The sequence below is a fragment of the Pararoseomonas sp. SCSIO 73927 genome (genome assembly GCF_037040815.1).
In the GTDB taxonomy this organism is placed as follows: Bacteria; Pseudomonadota; Alphaproteobacteria; order Acetobacterales; family Acetobacteraceae; genus Roseomonas.
In genome coordinates, this window is record NZ_CP146232.1 from 3,807,428 (window position 1) to 3,831,479 (window position 24,052).

At 74.4% G+C, this 24,052-nt stretch carries 22 protein-coding genes; 16 read left to right on the plus strand and 6 right to left on the minus strand.

What is annotated here, in order from left to right; genetic code table 11:
- The first annotated feature begins 22 nt into the window (after positions 1 to 22).
- From pal to thiD, 8 genes are all read left to right on the plus strand, one after another.
- A complete protein-coding gene (pal, locus tag VQH23_RS17945; RefSeq protein WP_338662097.1) occupies positions 23 to 523 on the plus strand; it encodes a peptidoglycan-associated lipoprotein Pal in 501 nt (166 codons plus the stop codon).
- Between the two features lie 259 nt (positions 524 to 782).
- Entirely contained in the window at positions 783 to 1,664 is an 882-nt protein-coding gene (locus VQH23_RS17950) for a hypothetical protein (protein ID WP_338662098.1), read from the plus strand.
- Between the two features lie 5 nt (positions 1,665 to 1,669).
- Positions 1,670 to 2,890 carry a tRNA lysidine(34) synthetase TilS gene (tilS, locus tag VQH23_RS17955; RefSeq protein WP_338662099.1) on the plus strand — a complete coding sequence of 407 codons (1,221 nt, stop codon included), beginning with the start codon at positions 1,670 to 1,672 and terminating at the stop codon, positions 2,888 to 2,890.
- A gap of 91 nt (positions 2,891 to 2,981) precedes the next feature.
- A complete protein-coding gene (gene ftsH, locus VQH23_RS17960; RefSeq protein ID WP_338662100.1) occupies positions 2,982 to 4,901 on the plus strand; it encodes an ATP-dependent zinc metalloprotease FtsH in 1,920 nt (639 codons plus the stop codon).
- Positions 4,902 to 5,007: 106 nt separating this feature from the next.
- Complete coding sequence (gene folP, locus VQH23_RS17965) at positions 5,008 to 6,066, plus strand: dihydropteroate synthase (protein WP_338662101.1); 1,059 nt, start codon at positions 5,008 to 5,010, stop codon at positions 6,064 to 6,066.
- A gap of 116 nt (positions 6,067 to 6,182) precedes the next feature.
- Complete coding sequence (locus VQH23_RS17970) at positions 6,183 to 7,208, plus strand: hypothetical protein (RefSeq protein WP_338662102.1); 1,026 nt, start codon at positions 6,183 to 6,185, stop codon at positions 7,206 to 7,208.
- A gap of 64 nt (positions 7,209 to 7,272) precedes the next feature.
- Positions 7,273 to 8,649 (plus strand): phosphoglucosamine mutase, encoded by a 1,377-nt coding sequence (gene glmM, locus VQH23_RS17975; protein WP_338662103.1) that lies wholly within the window; start codon positions 7,273 to 7,275, stop codon positions 8,647 to 8,649.
- Entirely contained in the window at positions 8,646 to 9,461 is an 816-nt protein-coding gene (gene thiD / locus VQH23_RS17980; RefSeq protein ID WP_338662104.1) for a bifunctional hydroxymethylpyrimidine kinase/phosphomethylpyrimidine kinase, read from the plus strand. Before glmM ends, thiD begins: the two co-directional genes overlap by 4 nt.
- Here thiD and VQH23_RS17985 read toward each other — a convergent pair.
- A complete protein-coding gene (locus tag VQH23_RS17985; protein WP_338662105.1) occupies positions 9,448 to 10,482 on the minus strand; it encodes an AI-2E family transporter in 1,035 nt (344 codons plus the stop codon). The genes thiD and VQH23_RS17985 overlap by 14 nt on opposite strands.
- 158 nt (positions 10,483 to 10,640) lie before the next feature.
- Between VQH23_RS17985 and VQH23_RS17990 the strand changes: the two genes are divergently transcribed.
- Positions 10,641 to 11,846: a phosphoserine transaminase gene (locus tag VQH23_RS17990; RefSeq protein ID WP_338662106.1), complete on the plus strand. Its 1,206-nt coding sequence runs from the start codon at positions 10,641 to 10,643 to the stop codon at positions 11,844 to 11,846.
- On the plus strand, positions 11,821 to 13,353 hold the full coding sequence (locus VQH23_RS17995; RefSeq protein ID WP_408904224.1) for an MFS transporter: 1,533 nt from the start codon (positions 11,821 to 11,823) through the stop codon (positions 13,351 to 13,353). Before VQH23_RS17990 ends, VQH23_RS17995 begins: the two co-directional genes overlap by 26 nt.
- 12 nt (positions 13,354 to 13,365) lie before the next feature.
- Here the strand turns inward: VQH23_RS17995 and VQH23_RS18000 are convergent, their stop codons facing one another.
- Both VQH23_RS18000 and VQH23_RS18005 read right to left on the minus strand, forming a co-directional pair.
- Positions 13,366 to 15,435 carry a tetratricopeptide repeat protein gene (locus VQH23_RS18000; protein WP_338662108.1) on the minus strand — a complete coding sequence of 690 codons (2,070 nt, stop codon included), beginning with the start codon at positions 15,433 to 15,435 and terminating at the stop codon, positions 13,366 to 13,368.
- A 53-nt stretch (positions 15,436 to 15,488) separates the two neighbouring features.
- Complete coding sequence (locus VQH23_RS18005) at positions 15,489 to 16,016, minus strand: hypothetical protein (protein ID WP_338662109.1); 528 nt, start codon at positions 16,014 to 16,016, stop codon at positions 15,489 to 15,491.
- Positions 16,017 to 16,178: 162 nt separating this feature from the next.
- Here VQH23_RS18005 and VQH23_RS18010 point away from each other — a divergent pair, with 162 nt between their 5' ends.
- Both VQH23_RS18010 and VQH23_RS18015 read left to right on the plus strand, forming a co-directional pair.
- Positions 16,179 to 17,330 carry an ATP phosphoribosyltransferase regulatory subunit gene (locus VQH23_RS18010; RefSeq protein WP_338662110.1) on the plus strand — a complete coding sequence of 384 codons (1,152 nt, stop codon included), beginning with the start codon at positions 16,179 to 16,181 and terminating at the stop codon, positions 17,328 to 17,330.
- Positions 17,331 to 17,334: 4 nt separating this feature from the next.
- On the plus strand, positions 17,335 to 18,624 hold the full coding sequence (locus tag VQH23_RS18015) for an adenylosuccinate synthase (RefSeq protein WP_338662111.1): 1,290 nt from the start codon (positions 17,335 to 17,337) through the stop codon (positions 18,622 to 18,624).
- A gap of 31 nt (positions 18,625 to 18,655) precedes the next feature.
- On the opposite strand, the gene VQH23_RS18020 is transcribed toward VQH23_RS18015, so the two are convergent.
- Positions 18,656 to 18,871, minus strand: a complete 216-nt coding sequence (locus tag VQH23_RS18020; protein ID WP_338662112.1) for a hypothetical protein — start codon at positions 18,869 to 18,871, stop codon at positions 18,656 to 18,658.
- Positions 18,872 to 19,018: 147 nt separating this feature from the next.
- Here VQH23_RS18020 and glcF point away from each other — a divergent pair, with 147 nt between their 5' ends.
- From glcF to VQH23_RS18040, 4 genes are all read left to right on the plus strand, one after another.
- Positions 19,019 to 20,368: a glycolate oxidase subunit GlcF gene (gene glcF / locus VQH23_RS18025; protein WP_338662113.1), complete on the plus strand. Its 1,350-nt coding sequence runs from the start codon at positions 19,019 to 19,021 to the stop codon at positions 20,366 to 20,368.
- Between the two features lie 132 nt (positions 20,369 to 20,500).
- Positions 20,501 to 21,130 carry a tetratricopeptide repeat protein gene (locus VQH23_RS18030; RefSeq protein ID WP_338662114.1) on the plus strand — a complete coding sequence of 210 codons (630 nt, stop codon included), beginning with the start codon at positions 20,501 to 20,503 and terminating at the stop codon, positions 21,128 to 21,130.
- A 106-nt stretch (positions 21,131 to 21,236) separates the two neighbouring features.
- Positions 21,237 to 22,343, plus strand: a complete 1,107-nt coding sequence (locus VQH23_RS18035) for a methylated-DNA--[protein]-cysteine S-methyltransferase (RefSeq protein ID WP_338662115.1) — start codon at positions 21,237 to 21,239, stop codon at positions 22,341 to 22,343.
- A gap of 157 nt (positions 22,344 to 22,500) precedes the next feature.
- Positions 22,501 to 22,755 (plus strand): hypothetical protein, encoded by a 255-nt coding sequence (locus tag VQH23_RS18040; RefSeq protein WP_338662116.1) that lies wholly within the window; start codon positions 22,501 to 22,503, stop codon positions 22,753 to 22,755.
- Positions 22,756 to 22,796: 41 nt separating this feature from the next.
- Here VQH23_RS18040 and VQH23_RS18045 read toward each other — a convergent pair whose 3' ends face one another.
- Both VQH23_RS18045 and VQH23_RS18050 read right to left on the minus strand, forming a co-directional pair.
- Complete coding sequence (locus tag VQH23_RS18045) at positions 22,797 to 23,492, minus strand: hypothetical protein (protein ID WP_338662117.1); 696 nt, start codon at positions 23,490 to 23,492, stop codon at positions 22,797 to 22,799.
- Positions 23,493 to 23,514: 22 nt separating this feature from the next.
- On the minus strand, positions 23,515 to 24,015 hold the full coding sequence (locus tag VQH23_RS18050; RefSeq protein WP_338662118.1) for a hypothetical protein: 501 nt from the start codon (positions 24,013 to 24,015) through the stop codon (positions 23,515 to 23,517).
- Positions 24,016 to 24,052: the final 37 nt, after the last annotated feature.

Here is a 24,052-nt window from a genome sequence, read left to right on the forward strand (position 1 = left end):
AACCTTTCCACAGGAGCGCATGATGAACGTGAAGATTCTGGCGGCGCTGGGCGCCATCGCCCTGCTTTCCGCCTGCTCGAACGAGGACCAGAACGCGGCGGCGACCGGCGCCGGCGGCTCGGGCGGGCTGGCGGGCGCCGGCGGCATGGGCGCCGGCAATGCCCGCCCGGGCAGCCAGGAGGACCTGGTGGCGAATGTCGGCGACCGCGTGTTCTTCGACACCGACAGCAGCCAAGTGCGCGCCGATGGCCGCGACGTCCTGGGGCGCCAGGCCGCCTGGCTGGCCCGCTACCCGCAGGTGACGGTGTACATGGAGGGCCATGCCGACGAGCGCGGCACCCGCGAGTACAACCTCGCCCTCGGCCAGCGCCGCGCCAACAACGCGCGCGACCTGCTGGTGGCGGCCGGCGTCTCCGGCCAGCGCATCCAGACCGTGTCCTACGGCAAGGACCGCCCGGCGGCGCTCGGCTCCGACGAGGGGTCCTGGGCGCAGAACCGCCGCGCGGTGACGACGGTCCGCTAAGGGGCCGCTGATCGCGGATGGCCCGGCGCCCCGCGCGCCGGGCCTTGCCCGCTCCTCCGGCGTGCGGAGATCCCGGCTCGCCCGCTTCCGCGGGGTGAACCGATGCTTGCCCGCGTTCGCGGGCGGAACCAATGATTGGGCGCGGCCGGGCCGCGCCGTGGATGGGTGCGCCGAGGACGCGGCGCGCTTCGAGGGGATTTCAGGGATGCGACGGACCCGACGCTTTCCGCTCAGACGCTTTCCGCTCAGGGGCCTGCTGATGGCAGGGGCGGTGCTGGCCGGGCTGGTGCCGGCCGGCGGCGCCCTGGCGCAGGCGGAGAGCCGGGAGGGCATCTTCCTGCAGAACCAGATCCTGCAGCTGCGGCAGGAGCTGGAGCTGATGCGGCGCGGCGGCGGGGGCGGTTACCCGCAGGCGCAGCTGCCGCCGCCCGGGCGCGGCGGCGCGCCCGCGGCGGGCAACGAGATCGTCGGCCAGCTCCTGGGGCGCGTGGGCGACCTGGAGGAGGAGGTGCGGCGGCAGCGCGGCCGCGCCGAGCAGGCGGAGTACCAGAACCGCACCCTGCAGGAGCGGCTGGAGAAGCTGCAGGGCGACATGGAGTACCGCTTCAACGCGCTGGAAGGCCGGGGTGGCGGCGCGGCACCGGCCGGAGGAGCCCCCCCGGCGGGGCGACCGGCCGGCGGGCAGCAGCAGGGCGCGCTGACCCCGCCGGGTGATGCTCCAGCCCCCCCGCCGGGCCAGCCGGCGGCGCCGGCGCCCCGCACGCCGGAGATCGCGCTGCGCGAGGGACAGACGGCGCTGGGGCGCCGCGACTACGCGGCGGCCGAGTCGGCCGCGCGCGAGGTGCTGGCCTCCCGCTCCACCGCGCGGGGGCAGGATGCGGGCGTGCTGCTCGGTGATTCGCTGATGGGCAAGCGCGACTTCCAGGGCGCGGCCTTGGCCTATGACGACGCCTATCGCCGGGCGCGCTCCTCCGGCCGGGCGCCGGACGCGCTGATCGGGCTGGCGAACGCGTTCAACGGCTTCAACGCCAAGGTCGAGGCCTGCCAGACGCTGGACAACCTGCGGACGGGCTTCCCGCGGCTGGCGGGGGCGCAGGCGGACCGGGCAGCCCAGGCGCGGCAGCGCGCCGGCTGCCGTTAAGGGCCGTGCCGGCGGCAGCGCCGCCGGGGGGACTGGAAGCGGATTTCGCGGCCGCGATGGCGGGGCTGGGGCCGTTCGGGGCCTCGCCCTTGCTGGCGGCGGGTGTCTCGGGCGGGCCGCATAGTCTTGCCCTTGCGGTGCTGGCTGCCGGATGGGCCGCCGGGCGCGGTGGGCGGGTGCTGGCGCTGGTGGCCGATCACGGGCTGCGGGCGGAGAGCGCCGCCGAGGCGACCGGGGTGGCGGCGCGCCTCTCCCGGATCGGGATTGAGGCGCGGGTGCTGCCGCTGGGTCTGTTGCCGGGATCTGGGCTGCACGAGCGGGCGCGGGTGGCGCGGCTGGCGGCCCTGGCGGGCGCGGCCGAGGCGGCGGGGGCGCCCTGGCTGCTGCTGGGGCAGCACCGGGCGGATCAGGCGGAGACATTGGTATTCCGGGCGCTGCGCGGATCGGGCGTGGCGGGGCTGGCGGGCATGGCGGCCGCGCGGCCGGCGGGCGGGGTAATGATCCTGCGGCCCCTGCTGGGGGTGGCGCCGTCTGCGATCGAGCGTTTCCTGGCCGCGCGCGGGCTGGTGCCGGTTCGCGATCCCTCCAACGACGATCCGCGCTTTGCCCGCGCCCGGCTGCGGCGCTCCCTGGGTGACCCGGGCGGCGAAGGGCCGGGGGTGGCGGCGCTGGTGGAGGCGGCCGGGGCCTTCGGGGCGAGGCGGGCGCGGCTGCGGGCGGCGGTGGCGGAGAGGCTGGCAGCGTGCGCTGGCTTCCGGCCGGAAGGGTGGGCGGTGCTGGACGGGCCGGCGCTGGGGCGGGACCCCGTGGCCGAGGCGGCGCTCTCGGTGCTGGTGCAGGCCCTGGGCGGGGGGGCGCACCCGCCAGCGCGGGCGGCGGTGGCCGCGATGCTGGCGCGGGGGGGCGGCAGCCTGGGCGGGGCGTTCTGGCGAGGGCGGTTCATCGGTCGGGAGCCCGGGCGCTGCGCGCCGCGCGTGGCCGCGGCACCGGGCAAGGTGTGGGACGGGCGGTGGCGGGTGGTGGAGGCGCCGGAGGCGGCGTCGGTCGGTGCGGCAGGGCCGGGCTTCGCCCGCGGCGGGGCGGGCGCGGCCCGCCCGGGCCTGCCGGGCTTCGTGGTGGCGGGGCTGCCGGTGCTGTGGGACGCGGCCGGGCAGGTGGTGGCCGGGCCAGGACCCGGGCCGGGCTGGCGGGTGGAGTTCCGGCCGGAATCGGGACCCATCGCGTGAAAGCGCTGTCATGCGGTGGTTCCATGTAGAGCCGGGCATCCCTATCTTGTTCGCTGAGCCGGCAGGACCGGCCAAGGATCGGGACCGTCACGTGAACAATTTCGGCCGCAACCTCGCGCTCTGGGTGATCGTCGCCCTGCTGCTCGTGGCGCTGTTCAACCTGTTTCAGCCCTCGGGGAATTCCTCGCAGCGCGGGATGCAGGTGGCTTACTCCGACTTCCTGAACGAAGTTCAGCAGGGCCATGTGCGGGACGCCACCATCCAGGGGCGCATTGTCTCCGGCCAGCTCCAGGACGGGCGGACCTTCAGCACCTACACGCCCGAGGATCCTCAGCTGATCCAGCGGCTGACGGAGAAGGGCGTGCGCGTGGTGGCGCGGCCGGAGGAGAGCGACGTGAACCCGCTCTTCCAGATCCTCATCTCCTGGTTCCCGATGCTGCTGCTGATCGGCGTTTGGGTCTTCTTCATGCGCCAGATGCAGGGCGGCGGCGGGCGGGCCATGGGCTTCGGCAAGTCCAAGGCGAAGCTGCTGACCGAGAAGCAGGGCCGCGTCACCTTCGAGGACGTGGCGGGCATCGAGGAGGCGAAGAGCGAGCTAGAGGAGGTGGTGGACTTCCTGCGCGACCCGCAGAAGTTCCAGCGCCTGGGCGGCAAGATCCCCAAGGGCGTGCTGCTGGTCGGCCCCCCCGGCACGGGCAAGACGCTGCTGGCGCGCTCGGTCGCCGGCGAGGCGAACGTGCCCTTCTTCACCATCTCCGGCTCCGACTTCGTGGAGATGTTCGTGGGCGTCGGCGCCAGCCGCGTGCGCGACATGTTCGAGCAGGGCAAGAAGAACGCGCCCTGCATCATCTTCATCGACGAGATCGACGCGGTGGGCCGCCATCGCGGCGCCGGGCTGGGCGGCGGCAATGACGAGCGCGAGCAGACGCTGAACCAGATGCTGGTGGAGATGGACGGCTTCGAGTCCAACGAGGGCGTCATCATCATCGCGGCGACCAACCGGCCGGACGTGCTGGACCCGGCGCTGCTGCGCCCCGGCCGCTTCGACCGGCAGGTCGTGGTGCCGAACCCCGACGTGAACGGGCGCGAGCGTATCCTGCGGGTGCACATGCGGAAGGTTCCCCTGGCCTCCGACGTGGAGCCGAAGGTGATCGCGCGCGGCACGCCGGGCTTCTCGGGCGCCGACCTGGCGAACCTCGTGAACGAGGCGGCGCTGCTGGCGGCTCGCACCGGGCGCCGCACGGTGGGCATGCACGAGTTCGAGCAGGCCAAGGACAAGGTGCTGATGGGCAGCGAGCGCCGCTCGCTGGTCATGAGCGAGGCCGAGAAGCGGATGACGGCCTATCACGAGGCCGGCCACGCCCTGATCGCGATGAGCGAGGAGGAGTGCGACCCCGTCCACAAGGCCACCATCATCCCGCGCGGCCGCGCGCTGGGCTTGGTGATGTCCCTGCCGGAGGGCGACCGCTACTCCAAGCACAAGTCCAAGATGAACGCCGAGCTGGCAATGGCCATGGGTGGCCGCGTCGCGGAGGAGATCATCTTCGGGGCGGACAAGGTGTCCAACGGTGCCTCGGGCGACATCAAGATGGCGACCGACCTCTCGCGCCGGATGGTCACGGAGTGGGGCATGTCCGACAAGATCGGCATGGTCGCCTACGGCTCGAACGACCAGGAGGTGTTCCTGGGGCATTCGGTGACGCAGTCGAAGAACCTCTCCGAGGCGACGGCGCAGGCGATCGACAGCGAGATCCGCTCGATCATCGACACGGCCTACCAGCGCGCGAAGAAGACGCTGACCGAGCGGATCGAGGACCTGCACGCCCTGGCCAAGGGGCTGCTGGAGTACGAGACCCTCTCGGGCGACGAGATCAAGAGCCTGCTGCGCGGCGACCCGATCGTGCGGGACCGGCCGGACGAGCCGGTGAACCAGGGGCGGGGCAGCGTGCCCAGCTCCGGCCGTCCCAACCCCCGTCCGGACACGGGCGGGATGCAGCCGGCGGGGGCCTGAGCCACCCTCTGGTGCGGGGCTCCGCGAAGCGCTTCAATGGAACGGGGGCCCTATGCGGCCCCCGTTTCCGTCCGGGGGTGTCGATTCCCGGACGAGGGGAGGGCCGATGGCGCGCTGGGTCGAACCGATGGGGCTCCTGCACGGGCGCGGCGCCCTGGCCGCCGTGGCCGCCGGTGCCGCCGTGCCGCTGGAGGGCGGGGGGACGGCTTTCACCCTAGTCCGGCTGATCGAGGGCGGGGCGACGCTGGGGCTGATCCCCGCCGTGGACACGCCCGAGGACTGGCAGGCGGCGGTCCTCGCGCTCACCAACGCGCCCGCGCCCTTTGCCGGCCTGCCCGATGCGGCGGCCCTGGGCCGGCCGCTGGTGATGGGCGTGCTGAACGTGACGCCGGACAGCTTCTCCGACGGCGGCCGCTACGCCGACCCGCGGGCGGCCATCATGGCGGCAAACGCCATGCTGGAAGCGGGCGCCGACATGATCGACGTGGGCGGGGAGAGCACCCGCCCCGGCGCGGCGCCGGTGGATCCGGAGGCGGAGATCGCGCGGATTCTGCCGGTGATCCGGGAGATCGCGAAGGACGCCCCGGTGAGCGTGGACACCCGCCACGCCGCCACCATGCGCGCGGCGCTGGAGGCCGGGGCCGAGGTGGTGAACGACGTCTCCGCCCTGCGGCACGACCCGGAGGCGATGGCGGTGGTGGCGGATGCCGGGTGCCCGGTGGTGCTGATGCACATGCCCGGCACCGAGCCGGCCACGATGCAGCAGCACGCCGAGTACGCGGACGTGGCGCTGGAGGTGCTGGAGTTCCTGGCCGCGCGGATCGAGGCCTGCGAGGCGGCGGGGATCCCGCGCCACCGGATCGCGGTGGACCCCGGGATCGGCTTCGGCAAGACGATGGAGCACAATCTGGAGCTGCTGGACCGGCTGCCGGTGCTGCTGAACCTGGGCTGCCCGATCCTTGTCGGCGCGTCGCGCAAGCGCTTCGTCGGCACGCTCTCCGGCGCGTCGGGCCCGCGGGACCGGATGGCGGGGAGCCTTGGCGTGGCCGTCTCCGCCGCGGCGCGCGGGGCCGCGATGCTGCGCGTGCACGACGTGGCGGAGACGGTGGCGGCGCTCCGGCTCTGGCGGGCCTGCGCGGGCGGGCCGCCGGAGCCGCAGGGCTGAGCGGGGCCGGGCCCGGCGGGGCGGCGCGGCCGCGCGTCTTTGCCATCGGTACCTCCAACAGCGTCGCCGTCTCGGGCTATCTCAGGGCGCTGGGCGAGGATCCCGGCTTCGCCGCCGTGGACAGCGCCTGCCTGGGGATGTGCCCGAGCGAGCTCTTCGCCTTCCGCCGGCCGCAGTTTGAGCCGGCCGGCTACGACCTCTGCCTGCTGGAATTCGCCTGCAACGACGCCACCCTCCTCGGCGGCCGGATGCTGGATGAGGGGCGGGTACGGGCGGCGATCGGCTGGGCGGTGTCGGAGCTCTCCGCCGCGGGCTGCCTGCCCGTGCTGGTCATTCTTCCCGTAGAGAGCCTGCGGGCGCGCGGGGGCGGCCCGGTGCGCGCGATCTACCGCGACCTGGCGGAGCGCTACGCCCTGCCGTTCCTCGACGGCTACGACTTCCTGGACCGGCTGGCGGGACCGGGCGCGCCGCCCTTCCGGCTGTTCCGGGACAACATGCACATCGAGGTTCCCGTCTCCACCGTGCTCGGCCGCGAACTGGGGCCGGTTCTGCGCCAGGTTCTGGCCGGGGCGCGGCCGGGGCCGGTGGAGGAGGAGCAGGGGGTCGCCCTGGGGCTGGCCGAACTTGCCGCGCGCGCCCTGGGGCCGGTGCGGAGCGTGGTGCGGAGCACGGCGCTGATCGAGGGCACGCTCGTCCTGATGGAGGGCGACGAGATCGTGGAGATGCGGCTGGAGGAGGGGTGGGAGGCGATCTCCGTCATCGCCGACTTCAACCTCAGCCGCGGCGTGCTGCGGGTGAGCGGGGAGGGCAGCACGAGCATCTTCGTCTCGGTGAAGGAAAATGATCCCCGCCGGGAGAAGCCCATGCTCGCGATCTGGCCGCTGCGCCGCGGCGTCGGCCCGCAGGGCGGCCGGCTGCGGCTGGAGGTGCTGCGCGACGGGCCGGCGGAGATGAACGCCTCCAGCAAATCCTCCCCCCTCGGGCCGGAGGAGGTGCCGCGGCTGGCGATCGCCGGCTTCATCCTGCGCCGCCGGCCGGGGCCGCTTCCGGTGCGACGCTTCCTGCCGGGGGCCGTGGACCTCTGCGCCATGATCCCGGAGGAGGGGATGGAGGCGCACCGGCGGGCGCTGGCCGGGGCCTGAGCCCCTCCCTGCCGCCACGCAGCGGGTTGCGCTAGACAGAGGGCCGGAGGCGGGAGGCACGAGCATGGGTGACGGCGCGAGACGCTTGTTCGGCACGGACGGGATCCGGGGCGTGGCCAACCGCGCGCCCATGGATGCGGCGACGGCCCTGCGCCTGGGGCAGGCGGCCGGGCGCTACTTCAACCGCGGCGGCCACCGCCACCGGGTGGTAATCGGCAAGGACACGCGGCTCTCCGGCTACATGCTGGAGCCGGCGCTGACGGCCGGCTTCGTGGGCGCGGGGATGGACGTGGTGCTGGTGGGGCCGCTGCCCACGCCGGCCATCGCGCTGCTGACGCGGAGCCTGCGGGCCGATCTCGGGGTGATGATCAGCGCTTCCCACAACCCCTTCCACGACAACGGGATCAAGCTGTTCGGGCCGGACGGGCTGAAGCTCTCCGACGCGCAGGAGGAGGCGATCGAGGCGTTGATGGCGGGCGACCTGGCCTCCGCCCTGGCGGGGCCGGGCAAGCTCGGCCGCGCCTCCCGGCTCGAGGACGCGCCGGGGCGCTACATCGAGGCGGTGAAGGCGAGCTTCCCGCGCGGGCGGAGCCTGGAAGGGCTGCGGATCGTCGTCGATTGCGCGAACGGCGCCGCCTACAAGGTCGCGCCGACGGTGCTGTGGGAGCTGGGCGCCGAGGTGGTGCCGGTGGGCGTGGCGCCGGACGGGTTCAACATCAACGACGGTTGCGGCAGCACGGCGCCGGGCGCGCTGGCGACTCTGGTGCGGGAGCGCCGGGCCGACCTCGGCATCGCGCTGGACGGCGATGCGGACCGGCTGGTGCTGGTGGACGAGACGGGCGTGGTGGTGGACGGGGACCAGATCCTGGCCCTCATCGCCTCCTCCTGGGCGTCGCAGGGGCGGCTGCGCGGGGGCGAGGTGGTGGCGACTGTCATGTCCAACCTCGGGCTGGAACGGTTCCTCCAGGGCAGGGGGCTGAAGCTCCACCGGACCAAGGTGGGGGACCGCTACGTGGGCGAGGCGATGCGCGAGCGGGGCTGCAATCTCGGCGGCGAGCAGTCCGGGCACGTCATCCTCTCGGAGTACGGCACCACGGGGGATGGGCTGGTGGCGGCGCTGCAGGTCCTGGCCGTGCTGGTGGAGGAAGGGAAGCCGGCGAGCGAGATGCTGCGCCGCTTCGGGCCGCTGCCGCAGAAGCTGGTGAACGTGCGCCACGCCGGCGGCAGCCCGCTGGCCGATCCGCGGGTGGAGGAGGCGATCGCGTCGGCGGAGGCGGAGCTGGGCGCGCGCGGGCGCGTGCTGATCCGCCCGAGCGGGACGGAGCCGCTGATCCGCGTGATGGTGGAGGCGGAGGAGGAGGCGCTGGTGGAGTCGCTGACCGAGCGGCTGGCCGGCGTGATCCGGGCGGCGGCCGCTTCGCCGAAGGTGGCGGCGGAGTGAGGGGGCGCGTTCTGATCGTCGCCGGATCGGACTCCGGCGGCGGGGCGGGCATCCAGGCGGACATCAAGGCGGTGACGGCGCTGGGGGCCTACGCCGCAACGGCCATCACGGCGCTGACGGCGCAGGACACGGAGGGGGTGCGCGCCGTGCACCCCGTGCCGCTGGATTTCCTGCGGCTGCAGATCCGCATGTCGCTGGAGGATATCGGGGCGGACTGCATCAAGACGGGGATGCTGGCCGACGCCGCGACGATCGACGCGGTCTGCGACGAGCTGGCGGGCTGCGGCGTGCCGCTGGTGGCCGACCCGGTGATGGTGGCCACGACGGGGGCGCGGCTGCTGGAGCCGGGCGCGGTGGAGACGCTGAAGCGGCGCCTGCTGCCGCTGGCGACGATCCTGACGCCGAACCTGCCGGAGGCGGAGGTGCTCTCCGGCATGGCGATTCCGGACCTGGACGCGATGCGCCGCGCGGCGGAGCTGCTGATGACGCTCGGCGTGCCGGCGGTGCTGCTGAAGGGCGGGCACATGCAGGGGCCGGTGCTGCACGACGTGCTGGCGACCGAGGACGGGGTGGAGGTGTTCGAGCGGCCGCGGATCGAGACGCGGCACACCCATGGCACGGGCTGCACCCTGGCCTCCGCGATCGCGGCGGGGCTGGCGCAGGGCATGGGGCTGCGGGACGCGGTGGCGCGGGCGCTGGCCTATGTGGCGGCGGCGATCCGCGCCGCGCCCGGGTACGGGCGCGGGCACGGGCCGCTGGACCACGGGGTGACGGTGGATCCGGCGCGGGTGGCGGCGCTCACGGCCGGATGATGTGCCGCTCCCCCTCTTGGTCGGCGGGGTCCTCCACCCAGCCCTCCACGTAGGAGATGCGGATGGCGGCCAGGGCGGCGGCGGCGATGGGCGCGGCGAGCAGGATGCCGAGGAAGCCCAGCCCCGTGCCGAACAGAGCCTGGGCGCCGAGCAGGAGCGCGGGCGGCACGTCGCTGGACTGGCTCTGTACCATCGGCGTGAGGAAATTGCCCTCGATCATCTGGGAGGCCAGGAAGAGGGCGATGACCCAGGGGATCATCGACGGGTCCTGTGAGGCGGCAAAGAGAACGGCGGGCACCGCGCCCAGCACCGGGCCGAGATAGGGGATGAAGTTGAAGATCCCCGTCATGATGGCCAGCAGCCCGGCCAGCGGGATCCCCATGGCCCAGAGGCCGACGAAGATCACGACGGCGGTGAAGACCATGCCGAACATCTGGCCGAGCAGCCACCCGCGCAGGGACTGCGCCATGGCGTTCAGCGTCGCCTCCGCCCGCGGGCGCATGCCGGGGGCGAGGAGGGCGAGCGCGCCCCGGCGGTACACCGTGGGGTCCGAGGCGACGTAGAGGCCGAGCAGGACGATCAGCAACAGGTTGCCGAGCGCGCCGAGCGTGCCGCTGACGCCACGCACCGCCACGCTGGCGGCGGCCTGGGCTGCGGGCTCCATCTTCTCCGGCGAGACCTGCTGCTTCAGCCATTCCGATCCCGGCAGGCCTTCGAGAAGCTGGGCGCCCTGCTGCAGGACGCGCGGCACGGCCTGCGTGAATTCCCGCGCCTGCGCCGCCAGGCTGTTGAAGCCGAGCCAGGTGCCCAGCCCGATAACGAGCAGCGAAACCAGGGCCACGATCATCACCCCCCAGTGCGGGGCGATGCCGAGGTGCCGCGCCACCGGCTCCCCCGCCGCGCGGAGCGCGACGGCGAGGAGGCAGCCGGCGAAGACGATGAGCACCACATCCGGCACGAACCAGAAGAGGACGGCGACGACCGCCAGAAGGATGATGAGGGTGGCGGAGTCATGTCGCATGCCCGGCGCAACGGGAGCAGGGGGGTGAGGTTGCACCGGGTTGCGTGCGCCGCGGCATGGCCGGCCGGGCCTCGCTTGACCGGGGCGGCGGGCGGGGGCTAGCGCATGTCGGGTGCCCTGCCGCGAGGCGGCGCGGGCGGCGGACGGAGGGGTGGGCCATGGCGGCGACGGCGGATCTGGAACGGGCGAGGCCCGCGGTGCGTCCGGGGAACCCGTGCTTCTCCTCCGGGCCCTGCGCGAAGCGGCCGGGCTGGTCGCTGGCGGCGCTGGAAGGGGCGCTGCTCGGGCGCAGCCACCGCGCTTCCGTGCCGCACGCGCGGATCGCGGAGGTGATCGAGCGCTCCAAGGCCGTGCTGGGGATGCCGGCGGACTGGCGGCTGGGGGTGGTGCCCGGGTCCGACACGGGCGCGGTGGAGATGGTGCTGTGGTCCGTGCTCGGCGCGCGGGGCGCGGACGTGCTGGTGTGGGAGAGCTTCTCGAAGGAGTGGGCCTCCGACGTGGTGTCGCAGCTGAAGCTGGCGGATGCGCGCATCCGGGAGGCGGATTACGGGCGGCTGCCCTCGCTGGAGCCGGTGGCGCCCGACCGAGACGCGGTGTTCGTGTGGAACGGGACGACCTCGGGCGTGCGGCTGGTGAATGCCGAATTCATCGCAGATGATCGAGAGGGGCTGGCGATCTGCGACGCGACCTCGGCCGCCTTCGCGATGCGGCTGCCCTGGGACAAGCTCGATGTCGTCACCTGGTCCTGGCAGAAGGTGCTGGGGGGCGAGGCCGGGCACGGGATGCTCGCGCTCTCGCCGCGCGCGGTGGCGCGGCTGGAGGCCTGGGATTCCGGGCGGCCGCTGCCGAAGGTGTTCCGGCTGACCAAGGGCGGGAAGCTCATCGAGGGGATTTTCCGCGGCGAGACGATCAACACGCCATCCATGCTCTGCGTGGAGGACGCGATCGATGGGCTGCGCTGGGCGGAGTCGATCGGCGGGCTGGACGCGCTGGTGGCGCGGAGCGAGGCAAACCTGGCGGCGGTGGCGGACTGGGTCTCGACCAGCGGCTGGGCGGGCTTCCTGGCGGAGGACCCGGCCACGCGCTCCTGCACCTCGATCTGCCTGAGGATCACGGTGCCCTGGTTCGCGACGATGGACGCGGCGGGGCAGGCGCGGGCGGCGCGCCGGCTGGCGGCCATTCTCGAGGAGGAGGGGGTGGCGCTCGACGTCGCCTCCTACCGCGACGCGCCGCCGGGGCTGCGGATCTGGGGCGGGGCGACGGTGGAGACGGCGGACATCAAGGCGCTGCTGCCCTGGCTGGACTGGGCCTTCGCGGAGCTGGCGGTGGAGCTGGCGCATGAGGAGGCCGGTCCGGCGGTCTGAGCCGCCTTCGCGGCCGATTGTAACCTTCCGCCCGGTCGGCGGTTCCGAGCCCGGGATATCCGGGGAGGGACCATTGTCCGCCGAGCGCTTCACCACCGACCTCCCGCACCGGCTGGACCGGCTGCCCTGGTCCCGGTTCCACTGGCTGGTGGTGGTCGCGCTCGGCGTGACCTGGGTGCTGGACGGGCTGGAGGTGACGCTCGTCGGCTCGCTCGCCGGCGCCATCAAGGACAGCCCGAGCCTGCGGCTGACGGAGACGGAGGTGGGGTTGACCGCCTCCGCCTATCTCCTCGGCGCGGTGGGCGGGGCGCTGTTCTTCGGGTGGCTGACGGACCGGGTGGGGCGGAAGAAGCTCTTCACGCTGACGGTGCTGGTGTACCTGCTGGCGACGATCGCCACGGGCTTCTCCTGGGATTTCTGGTCCTTCGCGCTCTTCCGTTTCCTGACGGGGGCGGGGATCGGGGGCGAGTACGCGGCGGTGAACTCGGCGATCCAGGAGCTGATTCCGGCGCGGCGGCGGGGCACCACGGATCTCGCGGTGAACGGCACTTTTTGGGGCGGGGCGGCGATGGGCGCGGCGGCATCCCTGCTGCTGCTGGACCCGCAGGTGATCAACCCGGAGCTGGGCTGGCGGTTGGCCTTCGGGGTGGGCGGCGCGCTCTCGCTCTCCGTCCTGCTGCTGCGGCGCTACATCCCGGAGAGCCCGCGCTGGCTGATGACGCATGGCCGCCGCGCGGAGGCGGACGCGATCGTCCGCGATATCGAGGAGCGGGTGGAGCGGGAGAAGGGGCCGCTGCCGCCCGTGGTGGGGCGGCCCATCACGATCGACCCGCGCAGCCACACCACGCTGGGCGAGGTGGCGCGGACGATGTTCCGCACCTATCCCCAGCGCGCCGTGCTGGGGCTGGTGCTGATGGCCTGCCAGGCCTTCTGCTACAACGCGATCTTCTTCACCTACGCGCTGGTGCTGACGAACTTCTACGGAATCGAGAGCGCAAGCATCGGCTGGTACATGCTGCCCTTCGCGTTGGGAAACTTGATGGGGCCGCTGCTGCTGGGGCATTTCTTCGACACGGTGGGGCGGCGGGTGATGATCACCGGCACCTATGCGCTGGCGGGTGTGCTGATGGCGGCCACCGGTTTCGCCTTCGCGCAGGGCTGGCTCTCCGCCTGGGAGCAGACCCTGGCCTGGACGGTGATCTTCTTCTTCGCCTCGGCCGCCGCCTCCGCCGCCTATCTGACGGTGGGGGAAAGCTTCCCGCTGGAGATGCGGGCCATGGGGATCGCGCTGTTCTACGCCATCGGCACGCTGGTGGGCGGCGTGGTGGGGCCGGCGCTGTTCGGCTGGCTCATCGAGGGCGGGGACCGGGTGGACATCGCCTGGGGCTACGGGCTGGGCGCCGCGCTGATGCTGGCGGCGGCGGGCACGGAATGGAAGCTCGGCTTCGCGGCCGAGGGGCGATCGCTGGAGGAGGTGGCGCGGCCGCTCTCGCAGGCGGCCGACTAGAGGGGCACTCGGTCAGGCCGCGAGTGCCGCGAGGGGCCTCAGGGCCGCGGCGACGCGGGCGATCACGGCCTCCCAAGGCTCGTCCCGGCCGCGGCGGTGCAGCCGCATCGTCGGGTACCAAGGCGTGTCCTCCCGCTCCAGCAGCCAGCGCCAGTCCGCGAGGTTCGGGAGGAGCAGGTGCACGGGCAGGCCGAGCGTGCCGGCGAGGTGCGCCACGCTGGTATCGACGCAGACCACCGCATCCATCGCGCTCAGCGCGGCGGCGGTTGCCGTGAAGCCCGTCAGGCGGGGGCGCAGGTCAGTGAGGTTTGCCGTGGCGGCGAGGAAGGGCTCGTCCGCCCCGCGCAGTTCCGTCTGGACGACGAAGCCCTGCACGCCCGGGCCCAGCAGCGGCGCGAAGAGGTGGAGCGGGACGGAGCGGTGCCGGTCGCCGAGATGCTGCGGGTTGCCGGAGCAGGCGATGCACAGTCGCAGCGCCCCGCGCGGGAGGGAGGCGTCCCAGGCCGCGACCCGGACGGGATCGACGGGGAAAGGGACGGGCGGGGGGATGGCGGCGCCGAGGGCGAGGGGCAGGCTGAGCATCGGGCACTGGGCCGCGTGGGGCGGGGCGGGGTCGTCAGGGCCGAGGAGCTCCGCCACGCCCGGAAGGCCGCGCAGGAGGGGGAGGAGGGAGCCCTGCGCCTGCAGCGCCACCCGCGCCCCGCGCGCGGCGGCGAGCGGGAGGTAGCGTGCCATCTGGATCGTGTCGCCCAGGCCCTGCTCGGCGTGGATCAGGAGGGTCTGGCCCTCCATTGCCTCGCCGCGCCACAGGGGGGAGCCGGCGTGGCGATGGGGGCGATTGCCCTTGCGGCTCCAGCGCCACTCGTAGCCGGCAAAGCCCGCTTCGAGTTCACCGAGGGCCAGGCGGCTCAGCGCCTCGTTCCAGCGGGCGTCGGCGAAGCCCGGATCGATGGCCTGGGCCGCCAAGAAGCAGGCAATGGCGTCGCGGTGGCGGTTGAGGCCGCGCATCGCATTGCCGCGGTTGTAGGGAATGCTGCGGCTGCCGGGGAACAGGGACTCGGCCTGGTCGAAGCACTCCAGCGCTTCCTCGAAGCGGCCGAGCTCCGTCAGGGCGTTGCCCCGGCCGTTCCAGGCCTCGGCGCAGGCGGGATCGGCGCGGAGGGCGGCGCCGTCCGCCGCCTCCGCCTCTGCGTGACGGCCGAGGAGGGCGAGGGCGGCGGCGCGGTTGCGGTGCGCGGCGCCGCCGCCGGAGAGGGCGAGGGCGGTGTCAGCGGCGGCCAGCGCCTCCTCATGCCGGTTGAGGTCGGAGAGGGCGGCGGCGCGGCCGGAATGGGCGTTGACGAGGCGGGGATCCGCCGCCAGGGCGCGGTCGAAGCTCTCCAGCGCCTCCTCCGGCCGCTTCAGGGCGCGCAGCGCGACGCCCTGGGTGTTGAGGTAGCCCGGGTCTCCGGGGCGGAGGGCGAGGGCGATGATGGTGCTCGCCAGCGCCTCCACGTCGCGGTCCAGGTCCACCAGGGCGGTGGCGCGGTTGCCGTGGGCCGCGGGGTAGGCGGGGTTGCGAAGGAGGGCAGCGTCGTAGGCGGCCAGGGCCTCGGCGGCGCGCCCCAGGGCGCGCAGGGCGTTGCCGCGGTTGTTGTGCAGTTCCGGCATGTCGGCGCCTTCGGCGGCGGCCCGATCCAGCTCGGCGAGTGCTTCGGCGTGGCGGTTCAGGGATTGAAGGGCGTTGCCCCGGCCGACCCGGGCCTCGGCCATGCCGGGGACGAGGGCGAGGGCGCGGTCGAAGGCTTTCAGGGCCTCATCGGCACGGTCCAGTTCCACCAGGGCGTTGCCGAGGTTGTTGTGGACGAAGCCGTGCCGCGGGTCCGCCGCGACTGCCGCTTCCAGAAGGGGCACGGCGCTGGCCGGGTCCCCCGCCATCGCGCGCAGGAGGCCCAGCAGGTGCAGGGCGCCGAAGTGCCGGGGATGGGCGGCGAGGACGGCGCGGTAGAGCGGTTCGGCCCCCGCGAGGTCTCCGGCCCGGTGCAGGGCCAGGGCCTGGGCCACCTGGGTGTCCGGTTGCGCTTCGGCGAGGGTTTGCGTCACGGCGTCCTCCGGCCTTCCTGGCGGGAAGGGGAGGATGCCGGGCGATTGGTGAACTAACGGTTGCGGCCGCGCCCGTTCACCTCGTTCGCTACGGCCTGGGCGGCCTCCTCCACCCTCGGCAGGCGGGGAAGGGTGGAGAGGCGGGCGAAGGTGGCGGCGCCGCCCACCGGGGCGAGGGCGGCGACGGCGGCGGGCTCGTTGTTCTGGCGTAGCGCGGCGGCGGCGCCGGCGAAGGCGCGGGCGGCGACGGCGGAGGGGACGCGCGGGGAGACGCCGAGCGCCTCTCGGAACTCGCGGCGGGCGATCTGAAGCTGTGGCAGGAGGACGGGGTTGCGGGGGTGGGTCCAGAGCGGGTCGTTCTCCGCCGCGTCCGCGAAGGCCTCGATCTCCCCGGCGGAGCCGGCGGCGCGGGCAGGGTCGGTGCCGATCCAACCGGGGCGGCCGTACTCGAAGGGGGCGGCCCGGGCGGGCTCGCGCAGCGGGTCGGCGACGGGGATAACGTCGTTCAGCGCGCGGTCGTCGCTGCAGGCGGCAAGGAACCAGGCCGCGAGGAGGGGGAGGGCAAACAGGGCGCGCTTCATGCGGCGGCAACGTGGGCGCGCGCGGGGCGGTTGCCGGCGGCGCCTCCTCGCCTGCCCGGGCGGGCGCATGGGCCGCGGGGTTGCGGCGCGGGGCCGGCGCTGCCATTCACCGCGCGAAAAAGCCGCGAGCGTCCCCGCCCTCCGTCATGCCCCACCCCCATAATGACTGACGACGAGCCTTTCTCCGCCAACCCGGCGCTGCTGCCGGCCGGGCTTTCCGACCTGTTGCCCCCCGAGGCGGCGCGGGAGGCCGCGCTGGTCGAGGCGATGATGGCCGTCTTCGCCTCCCACGGGTACGAGCGGGTGAAGCCGCCGCTGCTGGAGTTCGAGGAGGGGCTGCTGACGGGGTCCGGCGCCGCGCTGGCGGACCAGACCTTCCGGCTGATGGACCCGGTCTCCCAGCGCATGATGGGGCTGCGGGCGGACACCACGCCGCAGGTGGCGCGGATCGCGGCCACGCGGCTGGGCGGGGCGCCGCGGCCGCTGCGCCTTTCCTATGCCGGCCAGGTGCTGCGGGTGCGCGGCACGCAGATCGCGCCGGCGCGGCAGCTGCCGCAGCTCGGCGTGGAGCTGATCGGGGTGGACAGCGCGGAGGCGGATGCGGAGGCCGCGGCGCTGGGGGTTGAGGCGTTGGCGGCGGTGGGCATCACGGACGTGGCGCTGGACATCACGCTGCCGGCCATGTCGCCCGCGCTGCTGGACGCGGCGGGGCTGGAGGGCGCGGCGCGGCAGCGGCTGGCGCGCGCGCTGGACCGCAAGGACGCGGCGGAGGTGGCCACCCTGGCCGAGGCGGCGGGGCCTCCGGCAATCTTCCTGACGGGGCTTTTGGCGGCCGCAGGGCCGGCAGACGGAGCCTTGGCCGCGCTGCGGGCGGCGCCGCTGCCGGAGGGGCCACGGCGGATCGCGGACAACGCGGCCGACGTGGTGGCGGCGCTGCGGCGGCGCGTGCCGGGGCTGCGGATCACGCTTGACCCGGTGGAGTTCCGGGGCTTCCGCTACCACACGGGGGTGGCCTTCACCCTCTACGGTCCGGGGCGCACGGGGGAGCTGGGGCGCGGCGGGCGCTACACGAGCGGCGAGGAGCCGGCGACGGGGCTGAGCCTCTACCCGGACGCGGCGCTGCGGGCGGCGCCGGTGGCGCCGGCGGCGGACCGGGTCTTCCTACCGGAAGGGCATGATCCCGCGGTGGCCGCGGCGCTGCGGGGCAAGGGTTGGGTGACGGTGGCCGCGCTCTCGGCCGCCGACGATGCGCGTGCGCTGGGGTGCACGCACGAGCTGCGCGGCGATGCGCCCGCGGCGCTGGAGAAGGAATAACGGCATGGCCAATGTCGCCATCATCGGCGCCCAGTGGGGTGACGAGGGCAAGGGCAAGGTGGTGGACTGGCTCGCCAGCCGCGCCGACATCGTGGTGCGCTTCCAGGGCGGCCATAACGCGGGCCACACGCTGGTGGTGGGGAACCAGACCTACAAGCTGAGCCTGCTGCCCTCCGGCGTGGTGCGCGGGAAGCTCGGGATCATCGGCAACGGCGTGGTGCTGGATCCGGACGCGCTGCTTTCCGAGATCGCGAAGGTGACGGCGCAGGGGCTGAGCGTGACGCCGGAGAACCTGCGGATCGCGGAGAACACGCCGCTGATCCTGCCGCTGCACCCCGCGCTGGACAAGGCGCGCGAGGCGGCGCGCGGGGGCGACAAGATCGGCACGACCGGGCGCGGCATCGGGCCGGCCTATGAGGACAAGGTGGGGCGGCGCTCCATCCGCCTCTGCGACCTGGCGGAGCCCGACACGCTCTCGAAAAAGCTGGACGAGCTGCTGCTGCACCACAACTCGCTGCTGCGCGGGCTCGGGGCCCCGGAGTTCGAGAAGGCCGAGTTGATGGAGAAGATCCAGGGCTGGGCGCCGAAGCTGCTGCCCTTCATGGAGGCGGTGTGGGAGCGGCTGGACACGGCCCGCGCCGAGGGCAAGCGCGTGCTGTTCGAGGGCGCGCAGGCCGTGATGCTGGACGTGGACCACGGGACCTTCCCCTACGTCACATCCTCCAACACCGTGGCGGGCAACGCGGCGGCGGGGTCGGGGGTCGGGCCGCACGCGATCGGCAACGTGCTGGGGATCGCGAAGGCCTACACCACCCGCGTCGGGTCCGGGCCGTTCCCGACGGAGCTGTTCGACGACACGGGCAAGCTGCTGGGCGAGCGCGGGCACGAGTTCGGCACCGTGACCGGCCGCCCGCGTCGCTGCGGCTGGTTCGACGCCTGCCTCGTGCGCCAGGCCGTGAAGGTGGGTGGCGTGCAGGGGCTGGTGCTGACGAAGCTCGACGTGCTGGACGGGCTGCCGGAGCTGAAGATCTGCACGGGCTACGAGATCGACGGCGAGCGCGTGCGCCGCCTGCCGGCCGCGATGGCGGCGCAGGCGGCGGCGAAGCCGGTCTACGAGACGATCGAGGGCTGGTCCGGCTCCACGCGCGGCGCGCGGAGCTGGGGGGAGCTGCCGGCGCAGGCGATCAAGTACGTGCGCCGGATCGAGGAGCTGGTGGAGGCGCCGGTGACGCTGCTCTCCACCAGCCCGGAGCGGGACGACACCATCACCGTCAGCGACCCGTTTGCGGGGTAGCGGGGCGCGGGGTAGCGGGAACGGGGAGCGCTCAGCGGTCCTCCGACCGCCAGGGGGCCTGCCGGCCGGCGTGGCGCAGGCCCACCCCGCCGCCCGCCGGCAGGATGCGGCCGCCATCGCCGGGGTAGCGCTGCCCGGCCCGGGAGGGCACCTCCAGCAGCGCGGCCTGGCGCCGGGCCTCGTCGGGCCCGAGGCGCGCCTCGTCCGGGCGCAGAGGGCGGGCGTGCTGAACGGATAGCGTTATCATGCCTATGTGCTGTTCCTGGTTTCCTGGAGCTGGCCGCTGCGGGGCCGGCGCATTTGGGGGCGGGCGCCGCCCTGTTCTAGTGTGGGGAAGAACGGAACGCGCGAGGCGCCGGTTGCGCCTGTAACCTTTTGTCGGGCGGGGAAGCGCATGAGGACGGAGTTCACGGCGGCGCAGCTGGCGGATCCGGACATCCGCGAGTCCAATCAGATCCTGCGAACCTGCGTGCATTGCGGGTTCTGCACGGCGACCTGCCCCACCTTCGTGCTGCTGGGGGACGAGTTGGATAGCCCGCGCGGGCGCATCTACCTCATCAAGGACATGCTGGAATCCGGCCGCGCGGCGCGGGAGGAGGAGGTGCGGCACGTGGACCGCTGCCTCTCCTGCCTCTCCTGCATGACGACCTGCCCAAGCGGCGTGAACTACATGCACCTGGTGGATCACGCGCGCAGCCATATCGAGAAGACCTATCGCCGCCCGCCGATGGAGCGGGCGATCCGCGCCGTGCTGTCGCTGGTGCTGCCGCGCCCGCGGCTGTTCCGGGCGGCGCTGGCGGGGGCGCGGCTGGCGCGGCCGCTACGGGGGCTGTTCGGGGGGGCTTCCATGACCGCGAAGCGGCTGCGGGCGATGCTGGACCTGGCGCCGGAGGCGGTGCCGGAGCCCGGGGATTCCGCGAAGCCCACCGTGCACCGCGCGCAGGGGCCGCGGCGCGGGCGGGTGGCGCTGCTGACGGGCTGCGCGCAGACGGTGCTCGCGCCCTCCATCAACGAGGCGACGATCCGGCTGCTGACGCGGATGGGGATCGAGGTGGTGGTGACGGCGGGGCAGGGCTGCTGCGGCGCGCTGACCCATCACATGGGGAAGCAGGGCTCCTCCCACACCCAGGCGCGGCGCAACATCGAGGCCTGGGCGGCCGAGGCGCGCGGGGAGGGGCTGGACGCGATCGTGGTGAACGCCTCGGGCTGCGGCACCGCGGTGAAGGATTACGGCCACATGTTCCGGGAGGCCGAGCCGGGGCTGCGGGACAGGGCGGCGCTGGTGGCGGAGCTGGCGAAGGACGTGTCCGAGGTGCTGGAGGCTTTCCGTTACGCGCCGGTGCGGGAGAGGCCGGGGATCGCGGTGGCCTATCACGCCGCCTGCTCGCTCCAGCACGGGCAGCGGATCACGGGCGTGCCGAAGGCGTTGCTGGAGCGGGCGGGGTTCGACGTGCGGGTGCCGTCGGAGGCGCATCTCTGCTGCGGCAGCGCGGGCACCTACAACATCCTGCAGCCGGAGATCGCGGGGCGGCTGCGGGAGCGCAAGCTGGGGCATCTGGAGGCGACGGGGGCGGATCTCGTCGCGTCGGGCAATATCGGGTGCCTGACGCAGCTCGGGGGCGGGATGCCGGTGGCGCACACGGTGGAGCTGCTGGACTGGATGGCCGGGGGGCCGGCGCCGGCGGCGGTGGCAGGGCTGCGGCGGCCGGAGCCGGCGACGTCGGGGGCGCCCTCGGCCGCCTGAGGCCGGGCGCGACGCTGGAGTTGCCGCATAGGGGTTGCCGCAATGGGGACGCCACCGTCTGGCCGCGCCGGGCTTGGCGCGGTCGGGCGGCCGACCCCATCTGGGCGGCGTAATCACCTCGGGAGAGGGCGGATGAGGCGCTGGGCTGTGATGGCGGGGCTGCTGCTCTCGGCGGGGGCTTCGGCGCAGGTGCTGCCCGTGCCGGGCGGCGGGGCGGGGATGGGGCCGGCGGTGCCGCCGCTGGCGGTGCCCCTGCCGAAGCCCGGCGCGGCGGAGGCCCGGCGGGCGGAGCTGAACCGGCTGCTGGACGCCCTGCCGCAGGCGCCGAGCGAGGAGACGGCGGCGCCCCTGCAGGCGCGCATCCAGGCGCTCTGGGCCGAGGGCGGATCGCCTGCGGTGGGGCTTCTTCTGCGGAAGGGGCTGCGGGCGATGGAGGCGAACCAGCCCGGGGAGGCGGTGGAGGACCTGGACGCGGCCATCACGCTGCAGCCGGACTTCCCGGAATCCTGGATCCTGCGCGCGAGGGCCCAGGCCGCCGCCGGGGAGCGCGGGGCGGCGGCGTCCGACCTGCGGGAGGCGCTGCGGCTGGAGCCGCGGCACTTCGGGGCGCTGCTCGCCCTCTCGGACATACAGGAGGAGGCGGGCGACCTGGCCGGGGCGCTGCGGAGCCTCGACGCGGCGCTGCGGATCAACCCGCGCCTGCCGGGCGGGGCGGGGCGGCGGCGGGAACTGGCGCGGCGGGCGCAGGGCGACGCGACTTAAGGGCCGTTGCGGTCCGGAGCGGCGGGCACCCAGGGGGCTATTCAAGAGGGTATACCGCCGCAACGGCCGGATGGCTCGGGCAGGGGCTGGTGGGGGAGAATGCGGCATGCGCGACACACCCGATTCCATCCCCGGCATCCGCCCCGGTCCCTCCCGCGATCCGCTCGGGGACGAGGCGCTGTGGCAAGCGCTGCTGCGGCGGGAGCCCTTGCCCGGCCGCTTCTACGGCGTGACCACCCAGGGGGTGGTCTGCCGGTTCGGCTGTCCGGCCCGGACGCCGCTGCGGCGGCACGCGCGGTTCTTCTCCAGCGTCGCTGAAGCGGGAGGGGAGGGGTTCCGGCCCTGCCTGCGCTGCGACCCCGCGGGGGAGCGGGCGGCGATCCACGCGGCGGCCGTGCGCGGGGCCTGCGCGGCGATCGAGGCGGCGGTGGAGGCCGGGGAGGCGGTGCCGTCCCTCGTGGCCCTCGCGGGGAGGGCCGGCTACGCGCGCCACCATTTCCTGCGCCTGTTCCGGGACGTGGCGGGGGTTACGCCGCACGCCTTCGCGGCGGCGCTGCGGGCCCGGCGCCTGGGCGAGGCGCTGGCCTGCGGCGGGCGCGTGGCGGACGCGGTGGCGGAGGCGGGGATCGGCAGCGAGAGCCGGGTATATGAGGACGGGGCGCGGATGCTCGGCATGACCCCGGGCGCGGCGCGGCGCGGCGGCGCGGGAGAGGTGATCCGGGTGGCCTTCGGTACCGGGCCTCTGGGGCTGGTGATGGTGGGGATGACCGCGCGCGGGGTCTGCGCCATCGAGCTGGGCGAGGACGAGGCGGCGTTGCGGGCCTCGCTCGCGGCGCGGTTCCCGCAGGCCCGGATCGAGCCGGCGGACGAGGGGGGGCGGGCGGCGGTGGCGCGGGTGCTGGGCTGGGTGGAGGAGCCGCACGGCGCGCTGGACCTGCCGCTGGACCTGCGCGGCACTGCCTTTCAGCGGCGCGTCTGGGAGGCGCTGCGGACCATTCCCGTTGGGGAGACGACGGATTACGCGGCGCTCGCGGGATCGCTCGGCCTGCCGCGCGGGGCGCGGGCGGTGGCGCGGGCCTGCGCCGGGAACGGCGTGGCGCTGGCCGTGCCCTGCCACCGCGTGGTCGGGCGGGACGGGACGCTGCGCGGCTACCGCTGGGGCCTGGCGCGCAAGGCGGCGCTGCTGGCGCGGGAGAGGGGCGGGGCCGCCTGAGGGGCATCCCGGTCCCCGGCGGCGACATCACCGGGGCTTCCGGTTGTCCGCTCTCCGTCTCCGGGGATGGGCCACACCCCTTGGCCGGGGGGCATTGTGCGCCCTTCGCGGATACGGAGAATGCGGTCTGCAGGAGTTGAGCAGGAGGTCAGGGCGCGTGCAGCGGCATCCCATCCAGGACAACCCTTTCCGGAAGAGGGGTGCCGGGGAGCGGCGCGAGGCCGCGCTGGACCGCTTCGGCGACATTGACGAGGCGCCGTGGGACACCCAGGCGCCAAAGGAGCTCTGGACCGAGGAGGAGAGGCGGGGCGCCACGCGGCTGCGGGCGGTGCGGCTGCTGCTCTGGATCACGGTGCTGGGGGCTGCGGGGGCGTTGCTGGTGGGGCTCGGGCGGGTGTTCCTGGCGGGCTGAAGGTGCGGCCGGGCACCACCGGTCAGGACCGGCCGCGCCGGTCAGGTGGACAGCCCGCGCCCGAACTCGATCGGGGGCGGCGACGGTTCCCAGGCGAGCAGCAGAAGTGGCAGCGCGACGACGAGCGCGGCGACGAGCAGCAGGCGGAGTGCGCCGGGCGTTCCGGCGCGCCGGGTCAGAAGAGCGTGCGGGGCGAACCCGAGGAGCAGGACGAGGAAGGGCAGGGGCGCCCCCAGCCCGCCGCCCAGGTGGAAGGTGATGGCGTAGGTCGCGGCGAGGGCGGCCAGGGCACCGCCGGCGGCGGTTCCGCGGGGGGCACGGGACGGGGCCCGCTCAGCCCAGCCGCGCACGACATGGGTGAGATGGGCGAGGAGGCCGCCGGCGAGCGCGACCGCGGGCCCGAACCAGAGCCCGGCGACGGCAAATCCCCAGAAGGCGGGATCCGAGGGCGGCGCGGTCCAGAGCCAGTCCAGCCCGGCTGACGCCGCCCAGATGAGGGCCGTTCCGATGATGAACCCCACCGGCATGACGCCCGGCATGACGAAGAGGAAGAGCGCCGTGACGAGGAGCGCGGCGATGACGGCCCTCCGCGCCGGCGCGGTCCCGAGACCGATCCAGGGCAGGAGGTAGAGCAGCGGCGCCAGCGGATAGGCGGCAAGTCCGGCCCGTGTCCCCGCCGCGAGCAGAACCGCCCATCCGAGCGCCGCGACGGCGAGGGGGAGGAGCGCGGCCGGCACGGCGCGCGCCGGCTCCGCGGGGCTAGCGCGGCGTGGCGGGAGCGGCCGGGGGCGCCGGATCAGCGGGGGTGGGTGCAGCCGGGGTGGGGGTAGCCGGGGCAGGTACAGCCGGGCCCTGGGCCGCGGGCGCGCGCGGCGCGGCGGGCTGTCCGGCAGGGCGGTCGCGCGGTGTCAGCGTTTCCGTGCCGATGCCGTTGCTGCCGACGATGGTCCACTGGCCGTTGAGGCTGCCGTCGTCGGCGCGCTGGTATATGGCCACGCCCGGCCGCTGGCCCACGGTGAAGCCGATGGCGAAGCTCGGGCCGGCGGACATGCCGTAGCCCTCGAACCGGGCCTCGCCCACCTGCCAGGCGATCCGCCAGGAGGCGAGCCCGACCTGCTGCATGAGCATGGTGCCGCTGTAGGTGGTGCCCTCGGCGCTGACCCCGCTCACCTCGTAGAGGCCGTTGCGCTGCGCCTGCGCGGGCGCGGCGGCGACTGTCAGGCCGGCGGCCGCGAGGGCGGCCATGGTGGTGCGCTTCATCGTCGTCCTCATCTCCGGCGGGTGGTCCCAGCGGGTG